Genomic DNA, 11128 nt, shown 5'->3' on the forward strand with positions numbered 1-11128 from the left:
GGGCCGACGACTGGTCGGCCGGGGCGGCGCGCCGGCTCTACGAGACGGGCCTGCGCGGGATAAGCGCATCGCGGGGCGTGGCTGTCGACGAACTGGATGATCGGTTGGCGGTCCGCTCGGCCCGCGCCCGGCTGTGGCCGCAGACGGAATGGCTGAAGGCGGCCCTGATCCTGGAGGCGGACCTGCCGCCCGGCCATGCCGTACGGGCGCTGAAGGGGCTGCGGGCCTATCTGGAGCCGACCGGGCTCTGGCGGGACAAGCTGGAGGGGGACGGGGGTTTCGTGGACGAGCCCGCGCCGGCGAGCTCGCTCTATCACATCGCCGCCGCCTGGGTTCAGCTGCGGGAGAGCCGGCCTCGAGCCGCCGACGGTTAGGCGTCAGAGAAACGTCTTCGGCTCGTGGAACTGTGCAGGAACGGGGCGGCTGACCGGCAGCGCCCCGACCTCGCCGTACAGGCCGGCGCTCTGCATACGGAGCGGTTTCGGCGGCGGCGTATGCTGGCTTGGCTTTTCGCTTCGCTTCATGGCGTCCTCCCCAGGCGCGTCCGGAAAACCTAACGTCGCATTAACCCGCGGCGTCAAGTTTTTCTTCAACCTAATCAGGGCAGGAGTTCGCCGCCGGTCCGCTGTTTGGCCTGGATTTCACGCTGGACCGCCTCCAGCGCCGCGGCCCGGGCGCCCGCCGAAGCATGGCCGATCTGGGGAAAGCGGACTCGCCAGTTCGACTCCCCGAAGCGCCGCCAGAACGGCGCCGCGACGGCGGGATCATAGCCGGCGCGCGCGGCGAGATAGAGCCCGACCCGGTCCGCCTGCTGCTCGGCCCCGCCGCTTCCGCCTTCGGTCCGCCAGGCTCCGTCGTTGTTCCGCCGGGCCGCGCCGCCGGCCGCGTTCCAGGGCCGGTGGCCCAGGACGTGGTGGGCCAGCTCGTGGCCGAGGATCACCGCGAGCTCGTCGTCACTCTCTGAAAATCCGGCCAGGGCGGTGCTGATGAACAACCGTCGACCGTCGGCGCGGGCGTTCAGCTCGTCGGACGGGTCGAGCTGGACCTCATAGCCGCAGGCCCGCCGGGGCTGGACCGTGACATCGAAGGTCTCGCCGTCACGCTGGACGGTGACCGCCGTCGGACCCTGCGCCAGGGCGGCGTCAAGGGTGCGGATATTCGCTTCCAGCCCCTCCCATTCGGCCGCTCCCGCCTGTTCGCCGGCGGACAGCGGCGTGGCGCCGACCGCCAGCAGCAGATCCCCGATGCGCAGGCCGGCCGCATCCGCGGGCGAGCCCCCGGGCGCCGCGATCACCCCCGGCAGATCGCCGCGAAGGCCGAAGCGCGCCTGCGCATGCGAGCGCAGCGCCGGACGATACTGCCGCGCCGAATGCAGCGCCCATCCGGCGGAGAGCCTCACCGTCGGGCACAGGGCGGCGTTGGCCTCGGAGAGCCGCCACGCGACCCGCGCGACCCGCTGATCGAGATCGGTCAGGGCCGTCAGACGCTGCGCCTCATCCGCCTCCATGCGCCCGACGGTCGAGGGCGCAGGCGTCTGGGTGCAGGCCGAAGCGGCCACGGGGAGGGCCAATGCGCCGAGCAGGCGAAGAAGCAGTCGACCTGATGCCATGCGGCCAACAACACCATCCCACGGCCGATGACAACGCGGACGTCGACATTCAGGCCGCGGCTTTTTCGGTTCCTTAACGGGCGCTAATCACGCTGCATGGACGAGAGGGCTGGAACAATTCGATGAAGCTGGACGGCAAGCGCATCCTCATCACCGGCGCCGACGGCTTCATCGGCTCGCACCTGACCGAGCGGCTGGTCCGCCGCGGCTGTGACGTGCGGGCCTTCGTCCAGTACAACAGCCTGGGCTCCTGGGGCTGGCTGGACGAGAGTCCGGCCGAAGTCCGACAGAACCTCGACGTCTTCGCCGGAGACATCCGCGACCCGCACGGCGTCAGTACGGCCATGGCCGGCTGCGACGTGGTCCTGCACCTCGCGGCCCTGATCGCCATTCCCTACAGCTACCACTCGCCCCAGACCTATGTTGAGACCAACGTCCTGGGCACGCTCAACATCGTGCAGGCGGCCCGCGACCTGGGCGTCGAGCGGGTGGTCCATACCTCGACCAGCGAGGTCTACGGCACCGCGCGGTTCGTGCCGATCACCGAGGCGCATCCGCTGCAGGGCCAGTCGCCCTATTCTGCCAGCAAGATCGGGGCGGACCAGATCGCCCTGAGCTTCCATGCTTCCTTCGGCACGCCGGTGACGGTGATCCGTCCGTTCAACACCTATGGGCCGCGCCAGTCCGCCCGCGCCGTCATCCCCACCGTGATCAGCCAGGTCGCGGCCGGGGCGAGCGAGATCAAGCTGGGCGCGGTGCATCCGACGCGGGACTTCACCTTCGTCAGCGACACGGCCGCCGCCTTCGAGGCCCTGGCCGAATGCGACGCGGCGGTGGGCCAGACGGTCAACGCCGGCAGCGAGTTCGAGATCTCGATCGGGGACACGGCGCGCGCGATCATCGAGCTGATGGGCCGCGACGCAGCCATCGTCACCGACGACCAGCGGCTGCGCCCGGAGGCCAGCGAGGTCGAGCGGCTCTGGGCCGACAGCGGACTGATGCGGTCCCTGACCGGCTGGAAGCCCGGGTACGGCGGCGGCGAAGGCTTCCGGCGCGGGCTCCGGGAGACGATCGACTGGTTCAGCGACCCGGCGAACCTGGGCCGGTACAAGCCGGATCGGTACGTGTTGTGAGCGGCGACCTGCCCGAGCGGATTCTCGCGGCCGTCCAGGCGGCGCTCCCGGACGCCGTCCTGCCGGCGCCCCTCCATGCCCCCGAGTTCCGCGGTCGAGAGTGGGATTATGTGAAGGATTGCCTGGACACCGGCTGGGTGTCGTCCGTCGGCGCCTATGTCGACCGTATCGAGCGGGATCTCGAGGCCATCACCGGCGTCGGCCATGCCGTGGCGGTGTCGAACGGCACGGCGGCGCTGGACGTGTGCTTCCGGCTGGCCGGGGTCGAGCCGGGCGACGAGGTGCTCACGCCGACCCTGACCTTCGTCGCCACGGCCAACGCCATCACCTATCGCGGGGGCACGCCGCATTTCGTGGACTCGGAGGCCCGGACCCTGGGCGTCGATCCGGCCCGGCTGGAAGAACATCTGCGCACCGTGGCGAAGGTCGAGGGCGGTGTCTGCGTCAACACCCGCACCGGACGACCCATCCGGGCGCTCGTCATCATGCATGTGTTCGGGCACCCGAGCGACGTGGAGGGCCTCGCCGAGGTGGCGGCGCGCTGGAATCTGGTGCTGGTCGAGGACGCGGCCGAGGCGCTGGGATCGCGCTGGAAGGGGCGGCATCTGGGCGGCTTCGGCCGGCTGGCGGCGCTGAGCTTCAACGGGAACAAGATCGTCACCACCGGCGGCGGCGGGGCGGTGCTGACCGATGATCCCGAACTGGCGAAGCGGGCCAAACACCTGACCACGACGGCCAAGGTCCCGCACCGCTGGGCCTTCGAGCACGACGAGATCGGCTGGAACTACCGGATGCCGAACCTGAACGCCGCCCTCGGCTGCGCGCAGTTGGAGCGGCTGCCCGAGATGCTGGCGCGCAAGGCCGAGCTGGCCGCCCGCTACGGGCGGGCCTTCGAGGGCGTCGAGGGCGTGCGCCTTCTGCGGCCGCGTGAAGACTCCGAAGTGAACCACTGGCTCAACGCCCTGATCCTCGACCGGCCCGACCGGGAGGCGAGGGACCGGTTGCTGGAGACGCTGAACGACGCCGGCTACCAGGCGCGACCGCTATGGACGCTGATGCATCGTCTGCCGATGTACGCCGACCGTCCCCGCGACCACCTGCCGACGGCCGAGGCTCTCGAAGATCGCGTCGTCTGCCTACCCAGCAGCGCCGCCCTGGCGGACAGATGAAGAGCCCTCGCCGGATCTGCGTGGTGACCGGGGGGCGGGCCGAGTACGGCCTGCTGCGCTGGGTGATGCACGACATCCGTGCGGCGCCGGGGCTTGATCTGCAGCTCATTGTCACGGGAACCCACCTGGAGGGACGTTTCGGAATGACCGTCGCGGAGATCGAGGCCGACGGGTTCGAGATCGACGCCCGGATTCCCCTGGGCCTGGACGGCGACGCTCCGGGCGACGCCGCGCGGGCTATGGCTCGCTGTCTGATGGGTATGGCTGAAGCCCTGGACCGGCTTTCCCCCGACATCCTCCTGGTGCTGGGCGACCGCTTCGAAATCCTCGCCGCAGCCGAAGCGGCGGTTCTGTTCCGGATTCCCGTCGCTCACGTCGCGGGGGGAGACATCACCGAAGGCGCGTTTGACGAGTCGTTCCGTCACGCCTTGACCAAGCTGTCGGCGATTCATCTGGTCACTCACGCCGCCGCCGCCCGCAGGGTGGCTCAAATGGGCGAAAACCCGGAACGAATCCACACAGTGGGCAGTCCGGGGCTGGATCACCTCGTTCGAACCACCCTGCTGGACCGGTCTGCGCTGGAGGTCGCCCTGGGCGCGCCCCTCGGCGACCGCAACCTGCTGGTCACCTTCCATCCGGTGACCCTGGCCGGGGACAGGGGCCTGCACGAATTCCAGGCCGTGCTCGCGGGACTGGATGCCCTGCCGCGCGACATCGTGAAATGGATCACCCGGCCCAACGCCGACCCTGGTCACCTGGGGCTCGAGGAACTGCTGGATCTCTGGGCGGCCGACCGGCCTGATGTGCATGTCTTCGCCTCCCTGGGACAGACGCGCTATCTGTCGCTGATGGCCCAGGTGGATGCAGTGGTGGGGAATTCGTCGAGCGGTCTCTACGAAGCGCCGTCGCTGCGCGTGCCGACCGTTAATGTGGGTGACCGGCAAAAAGGGAGACTGAGCGCCGCTTCCGTCATCCATTGCGAACCCGAGGCGAACGCCGTCGCTGAGGCGATCGGAGCGGCTCTCATGCTCGACTGCCGGACGGTGGAGAATCCCTATGGCGATGGGAGGAGCGCGCCCCGCATCGTCGCGATACTGCAGGCCGCGCCCGACCGCGAAGCCTTGCTGGCCAAACCGTTTTACGAGGTGTCGGCGTGACGAGTCGTGTCTTCGTGATCGCCGAGGCCGGAGTGAACCACGACGGCTCCCCCGATGATGCGCGGCGCATGATCGACGTCGCCGCCGACGCTGGCGTCGACGCCGTGAAGTTTCAGACCTTCCATGCGGATCAGCTGGTGACCCGCCGGGCCGCCAAGGCGGCCTATCAAGCCCGCAATACCGGCCGTGACGACGGCCAGCACGCTATGCTTGAGGCTTTGGAGCTGGATCGCGACACCCACCGGATGCTTTCCGCACATGCAGCGACGCGCGGGGTGCGGTTCATGTCGACGGCCTTCGATCTCGACAGCCTCGATTTTCTGGCCGGACTGGACATGCCGGCGGTCAAGATCCCCTCGGGCGACCTGACCTGGGGGCCCATGTTGCTGAAGGCGGCCCGGCTGGGCCGGCCGCTGATCGTATCGACGGGCATGGCTGCGCTGGAGGAGATCGGCGAGGCGCTGAAGGTGATCGCCTTCGCCCTGGCGCGGGAGGGGACGCCGGCGAACGCGGCGGATCTGGAGGCGGCCTTCGCCGACCCGGCGGCGCAGGCGGCCCTGAAGGACCGCGTCACACTGCTGCACTGCACGACGGAGTATCCGGCCCCGCTGACCGCGGTGAACCTGCGGGCCATGGATGTCATGCGGGAGGCCTTCGGGCTTCCGGTCGGCTATTCCGACCACACCCTGGGGACCACGGTGGCGATCGCCGCCGTCGCCCGCGGCGCGACGGTGATCGAAAAGCATTTCACCCTCGATCGCAGGCGGACGGGACCGGATCACGCCGCCTCGCTGGAGCCGGACGAACTCGCCGCCATGGTGACGGCCATCCGTGAGGTGGAAACGGCCTTGGGCGCCGCGCGCAAGGCGCCCGCTCCGGAAGAGATCGGCAATCGCGCCATCGCCCGGCGCAGCCTGGTCGCCGCCGGGCCGATCGCCGCCGGCGAGCGCTTCAGCCTCGACAACCTCACCGCCAAGCGGCCCGCCGACGGTCTGTCGCCGATGGCGATCTGGTCGTTGTTGGGCCGGCCGTCGCCGCGCGCCTATGCGGCGGACGAGGCGATCGAGCCATGACCGCGCGCCCGGTGGTCGTGGTGGGGGCGGGCGGGCACGGCCAGGTCGTGGCCGACGCCCTGCTGGCGGCTGGCGCGACCGTGCTCGGCTTCGTCGAGCCCGGGACGGTCGCCGGGACCCTGGCGGCGGGCTTGCCGGTGCTCGGCGATGACGACTGGCTCGCCGTAGACGGGGGCTACGACCTCGCCAACGGACTGGGCGGCGCCGGCGAGGCGAACGGGCGCGGACGGCGGCGGGCCGTGCAGCAACGGCTGGAGGCGGCCGGGTTCCGCTTCACCGGCGTTCGCCATCCGTCCGCCCTCGTCTCGCCGGGCGCGACGATCGAGCCGGGCGTCCAGCTGCTGGCGCGTTGCGTGGTCCAGACCGGCGCCCGCATCGGCGCCGGGACCATCATCAACGCCGGGGCCATCATCGAGCACGGCTGTCGCGTCGGCGCCTTCAGCCACTGCGCGACGGGCGCCATCCTGTGCGGCGACGTGTCTGTGGGGGCGGACTCCCACATCGGCGCCGGGGCGGTGATCCGGCAGGGCGTGGTTCTGGAGGACGGCGTCGTTGTCGGCGCCGGCGCGGTGGTGCTGGGGTCGGAGCCGGGGGACGGGCCGCTGCTGGGCGTGCCGGCGAGGCGGAGGGGAGCGAGATGAGGAACTGGCAGAGGGCCCTGATCGGACCGGAGGCGACGTTCCGCGACGCCCTGGTGTCGATCGACTCGACCGGCGCCGGCATGGCGCTGGTCGTCGATGCGGATAACCGGTTGCTGGGCGTCCTGTCCGACGGCGACCTGCGCCGGGCGCTGATCCGCGGCGCCGGGCTTGAAGATGCGGCGCTGACCGGCGCCAACCGCGAGCCGTTCTGCATCGACCAGCACCAGGACCGCGCGGCCACCCTGACCATGCTTCGGGCTCACGGCCTGCGCCAGCTGCCGGTGCTGGACGCCGACCGTCGCGTGGTCGGGCTGACCACGGTGTCGGATTTCCTCAACATTCCGATCCGCAGCAATCCGGTGGTCATCATGGCGGGCGGCAAGGGCGAGCGGCTGGCGGAACTGACCCGCGACACGCCCAAGCCCATGCTCAAGGTCGGCCCCCGCCCGATCCTGGACACCATCGTCGGGAACCTGGCCGGGCAGGGGTTCCGCAATTTCTGGCTGGCCGTGAACTACAAGGCCGAGCAGATCGAGCGCCATTTCGGCGACGGTTCGGCGCTCGGTCTGGACATCCGCTACCTGCGCGAGACCCGGCCGCTGGGCACGTGCGGCGCGCTTGCCCTGCTGCCCACCCAGGAACAGCCGCTCATCGTCACCAACGGCGACGTCCTCGCCAAGGTCGACTACGGCCACGTGCTGGAGTCCCACCTCGAGGCCGGGGCGGACGCGACCGTGGTGGTGCGCGATTACGAGATGCAGGTGCCGTTCGGGGTGGTGAACGCCGAGGCGGGGCGGATCCTGCGCATCGATGAGAAGCCCACCCAGAGCTATACGATCAGCGCGGGCGCCTATGTGCTGTCCCCGAGCGCGCTCCGGAAGGTGCCGGCCGACGCCTACTACGACATGCCGTCGCTGATCGCCGATCTGATCGGCGCCGGGATGTCCGTCCGCCAGCAACGCGCGGAGGGGTATTGGATGGACATCGGCCGCCCGCCGGATTATGCGCAGGCCAACGCAGATTTCGGCACGGTTTTCGAGGTTTAGCGTCCCGCACCCTTTTTTTGAACGTAGTGGACGGATAGCGGAGATTGGCCTCTGGCCCCACCTGTGTGCGGCGGCCCGGGGCGCCGGTCACATCACTGATAGCGAGTCATGTTTCACAAGCTTCTGAAGCGCCGGACGCCGGTCAGAGCTCCTGAATCTCCCCGGGTTCCGGCGGGCGTCGTCGTCTGGGCGATAGGCGACATTCACGGCCGCGATGACCTGCTGGAGCCGATCGTGGACGCGATCCGGGCTGACCTGCAGACGATGGACGACGACCGCAAGATCGTCGTGTTTCTCGGGGATTACGTTGATCGGGGCCCCGGATCGCGGGCGGTGCTGAAGTTCCTGGCGGGGTTGCCGTCCGACGACGGCGTGGAGTGGCGATTCCTCAAGGGCAACCACGAGGAAACCATGGCGAAGTTCCTCAGGGATCCGTCGGTCGGCGCCCAGTGGTGCGAATACGGCGGCGACGCCACCCTGCGGTCCTTTGGTCTTCGGCCGCCCGACATGAGGCACCGCGCCGAGGCCTGGCGGCACCTGTCGTCGGACCTGAATCATAAGTTGGGGGCGGAGGAACGCGACTTTCTCGCGAACCTGGAGATGCGGGTTGCGGTCGGGGACTATTTCTTCGCCCACGCCGGCGCCCGGCCCGGCGAGCCGCTGGAAAGCCAGGCCGATGAGGACCTGCTGTGGATTCGGGGCACGTTTCTTCGGAGCGAGCAGGAGTTCGAGAAGGTCGTGGTGCACGGGCACACGCCCACGGCGGAGGTGCACGCCGATCGACGCCGGATCGGCATCGACACCCGCGCCTACGAATCCGGCGTGCTCACGGCGCTGCGTCTGAAGGGCGAAGAGCGGCGGATTCTCCAGGCGGTCGCGCCCCAGGTCATGCCCGACGCCGGCGACGCGGGACCCGGGGTCCGGCCGCATGCGGTCGCCCTGCGGTGGGCGGATATCCCCGCCGTTGCTGATCTTCGCCTGGACGACGCCTGAGCGGCGACGGTTTGCGGTCGGCCGCGTCAGGTCGCTGAAGCGGGGCTTCGCTACACAATCTAAGATTGCTGCGATGTTTTGGCTCACTGCGAGTTGAACCAGCAGTGCTTGTCGTTTCGCGAAGCCGCGTTACGGTGACGGCCTGAACTTTCGTCGGTTGGGCCAAAGCCATGTTCGATTCCTTCTCGCGGAGCTTCGGCTCGACTCCCTCGCACCTGGTGGAGGGCGACCGCCCCGGGATCCCCGATCCGGTCGTGGATCCGTTCTTCGGCGCGATCGCCAGCTATCAGATCTGCGGCTGCTGCGGGAATTTCCACGCCGTGACGGACGGGACGGATGGCGGCGGGCAGGGCGTCATCCTGAACGCCGATGACCGCGGCTCCTTCGGACCGAACGGAAAGCCGTCGTATGATCCGATCGACGCCGGGGCCCAGATCACCCGCTCCAACTACAGCTGGGCCAGCGGCCTGGGCCAGGCCGCCACGGTGACCTTCGCCTTCCGCGACACCTTCGTGACCACCCTGCCCGACGGCACGACGGGCCACAACGCCTTCAGCGCCGCCCAGATTTCGGCGACGCTGCTCGCGCTGGCCGCCTGGTCAGACGTCGCCAACATCACCTTCCAGCGGGTCACCGATGGCGGCACGGAGTACTCCGAGAGCGCCACCATCCTGTTCGGGAATTACACCGAGGGCCAGTCCGGCGCGGCCGCCTTCGCCTATCTGCCCGGCGGCATGCCCGGTCCCACCGCGGCCGGCGCTGTCCAGGGCGACGTCTGGATCAACAGCTCGCTGTCGTACAACGCCAACCCGGTGATGCAGGCCTACGGCCAGCAGGTTCTGCTGCACGAGATCGGCCACGCCATCGGCCTCAGCCACCCGGCCGCCTATAACGCAGGTTCGGGCGGCACGATCACTTATCAAGAAAGCGCCATCTATTTCGAGGACTCCCGCCAGTACACGGTGATGAGCTACTTCACCGAGCGGGAGACGGGCGCCGACTTCCGGGACGGCGTCGGCGCCAACCGCTATTCGGCGGTGCCGCTGCTTGACGACATCGTCGCGGCCCAGCGCCTGTACGGCGCCAACACGACCACCCGCACCGGCGATACGACCTACGGCTTCAACTCCAATGCGGGCCAGCCGTGGTTCAACGCCAACACGGCCCTCAGCGCGCTGATCTTCGCGGTCTGGGACGCGGGCGGCACGGACACCTTCGACTTCTCGGGCTACAGCGTCGCCCAGACCATCGACCTGCGCCAGGGCGCCTTCTCCAGCGTCGGCGGTCTCACCGGCAACGTCGCCATCGCCATCGGGGTGGTGATCGAGAATGTGGTCGGCGGCACGGCCGCCGACACGATCCGGGGCAATTCGGCGGCCAACCTGATCACCAGCAACGGCGGAAACGACGAGATCGACGGCGGCCTCGGCTCCGACACGATCGTCTTCTCGGGCGCCAGCACCAGCTACACGATCTCCTGGAACGGCCAGGTCGGCACCGTGACCGGGCTCGGCCAGACGGTCACCGTGAGCAATGTCGAATTCCTTCAGTTTTCGGACACGACCATCGCGGCGGCGCCCACGGGCGGACTGCTGGTCGGCGGCGACATCACCAACGAGACCATAACCGGGACCGCCTTCAACGACACGATCGGCGGCCTTGGCGGCAATGACACCATTCACGGCCTGGCCGGGACCGACACCCTGGACGGTGGTTCGGGCAACGACGTGCTCAACGGCGGGGACAACGACGACTTCCTGATCGGCGGCCGCGGCGACGATGCGCTGAACGGCGGAGCCGGCCATGACATCGCCGACTACGCCGGCGCCGGCGCGGGCATCACGATCAGCCTTGCCACAGGGCTCGCCACCGGCGGGGCCGGCTCGGACACCCTCTCCGGCATCGAGGAAGTGCGCGGCACCGCCCACGCCGACACCATCACCGGGGACGCCAACGCCAACATCCTGCGCGGCGGCGGCGGCATCGACACCCTGAACGGCGGCGACGGAGCCGACCAGCTGTTCGCCGGCGCCCCCGGCGAGGGCGGCGGCGCCCCGGATATCGTCAAGGGGGTCGGCACGACCAACAACTCGATCGCGACCGCGGTGGCGCTGGCCGGCAGCTTCGATCTCGGCACGCGCGCGGACGTGGCCAATTCGAACACCATCCCCCACGCCACGGTCGTGGCCACCGGCCATGGCGGCATGGAATACTACGCCGTGACCGTCGCGGCCGGTGAGACGGTCGTCTTCGATATCGACAACGCCACCTTCGACAGCGTCCTGAGGATCTTCACCGCGGGCGAGG

General features: G+C 69.5%; 11 protein-coding genes. 9 read left to right on the forward strand and 2 right to left on the reverse strand.

What is annotated here, in order from left to right; genetic code table 11:
- The coding region (locus RDU12_RS06690; RefSeq protein WP_308684321.1) for an AGE family epimerase/isomerase at positions 1 to 374 on the forward strand (374 nt) is incomplete at its 5' end.
- A 3-nt stretch (positions 375 to 377) separates the two neighbouring features.
- On the opposite strand, the gene RDU12_RS06695 is transcribed toward RDU12_RS06690, so the two are convergent.
- Positions 378 to 524, reverse strand: a complete 147-nt coding sequence (locus tag RDU12_RS06695; protein ID WP_300290584.1) for a hypothetical protein — start codon at positions 522 to 524, stop codon at positions 378 to 380.
- 74 nt (positions 525 to 598) lie between these two features.
- On the reverse strand, positions 599 to 1558 hold the full coding sequence (locus tag RDU12_RS06700; protein ID WP_308684322.1) for a M48 family metallopeptidase: 960 nt from the start codon (positions 1556 to 1558) through the stop codon (positions 599 to 601).
- A 173-nt stretch (positions 1559 to 1731) separates the two neighbouring features.
- Here RDU12_RS06700 and RDU12_RS06705 point away from each other — a divergent pair, with 173 nt between their 5' ends.
- The 8 genes from RDU12_RS06705 to RDU12_RS06740 form a co-directional block, all read left to right on the forward strand.
- Positions 1732 to 2742 carry an NAD-dependent 4,6-dehydratase LegB gene (locus RDU12_RS06705; protein ID WP_300291512.1) on the forward strand — a complete coding sequence of 337 codons (1011 nt, stop codon included), beginning with the start codon at positions 1732 to 1734 and terminating at the stop codon, positions 2740 to 2742.
- A complete protein-coding gene (locus RDU12_RS06710; protein WP_300291514.1) occupies positions 2739 to 3911 on the forward strand; it encodes a LegC family aminotransferase in 1173 nt (390 codons plus the stop codon). The genes RDU12_RS06705 and RDU12_RS06710 overlap by 4 nt, the downstream gene beginning before the upstream one ends.
- Positions 3908 to 5068, forward strand: coding sequence for a UDP-N-acetylglucosamine 2-epimerase (neuC, locus tag RDU12_RS06715; protein ID WP_300291516.1), 1161 nt, complete (start codon positions 3908 to 3910; stop codon positions 5066 to 5068). The genes RDU12_RS06710 and neuC overlap by 4 nt, the downstream gene beginning before the upstream one ends.
- The gene (gene neuB / locus RDU12_RS06720) at positions 5065 to 6141 is read left to right on the forward strand and encodes an N-acetylneuraminate synthase (RefSeq protein ID WP_300291518.1); all 1077 of its coding nucleotides are present in this window, start codon (positions 5065 to 5067) and stop codon (positions 6139 to 6141) included. The genes neuC and neuB overlap by 4 nt, the downstream gene beginning before the upstream one ends.
- Positions 6138 to 6782 (forward strand): NeuD/PglB/VioB family sugar acetyltransferase, encoded by a 645-nt coding sequence (locus tag RDU12_RS06725; RefSeq protein WP_308684323.1) that lies wholly within the window; start codon positions 6138 to 6140, stop codon positions 6780 to 6782. The genes neuB and RDU12_RS06725 overlap by 4 nt, the downstream gene beginning before the upstream one ends.
- Entirely contained in the window at positions 6779 to 7828 is a 1050-nt protein-coding gene (locus RDU12_RS06730; RefSeq protein WP_300291767.1) for a nucleotidyltransferase family protein, read from the forward strand. The genes RDU12_RS06725 and RDU12_RS06730 overlap by 4 nt, the downstream gene beginning before the upstream one ends.
- 108 nt (positions 7829 to 7936) lie before the next feature.
- Positions 7937 to 8821, forward strand: a complete 885-nt coding sequence (locus tag RDU12_RS06735; RefSeq protein ID WP_300291765.1) for a metallophosphoesterase family protein — start codon at positions 7937 to 7939, stop codon at positions 8819 to 8821.
- Between the two features lie 170 nt (positions 8822 to 8991).
- Positions 8992 to 11128, forward strand: a 2137-nt coding sequence (locus tag RDU12_RS06740) for a M10 family metallopeptidase C-terminal domain-containing protein (RefSeq protein ID WP_308684324.1), incomplete at its 3' end; no start/stop codon positions are given.

It is taken from the genome of Brevundimonas sp. (assembly GCF_031082345.1).
Classification (GTDB): domain Bacteria; phylum Pseudomonadota; class Alphaproteobacteria; order Caulobacterales; family Caulobacteraceae; genus Brevundimonas.

Coding starts and splice junctions, on each gene's coding strand:
- RDU12_RS06695 (WP_300290584.1), bottom strand. CDS start 524: ATGAAGCGAAGCGAAAAGCCAAGCCAGCATACGCCGCCGCCGAAACCG.
- RDU12_RS06705 (WP_300291512.1), top strand. CDS start 1,732: ATGAAGCTGGACGGCAAGCGCATCCTCATCACCGGCGCCGACGGCTTC.
- neuC (WP_300291516.1), top strand. CDS start 3,908: ATGAAGAGCCCTCGCCGGATCTGCGTGGTGACCGGGGGGCGGGCCGAG.
- RDU12_RS06725 (WP_308684323.1), top strand. CDS start 6,138: ATGACCGCGCGCCCGGTGGTCGTGGTGGGGGCGGGCGGGCACGGCCAG.
- RDU12_RS06730 (WP_300291767.1), top strand. CDS start 6,779: ATGAGGAACTGGCAGAGGGCCCTGATCGGACCGGAGGCGACGTTCCGC.
- RDU12_RS06735 (WP_300291765.1), top strand. CDS start 7,937: ATGTTTCACAAGCTTCTGAAGCGCCGGACGCCGGTCAGAGCTCCTGAA.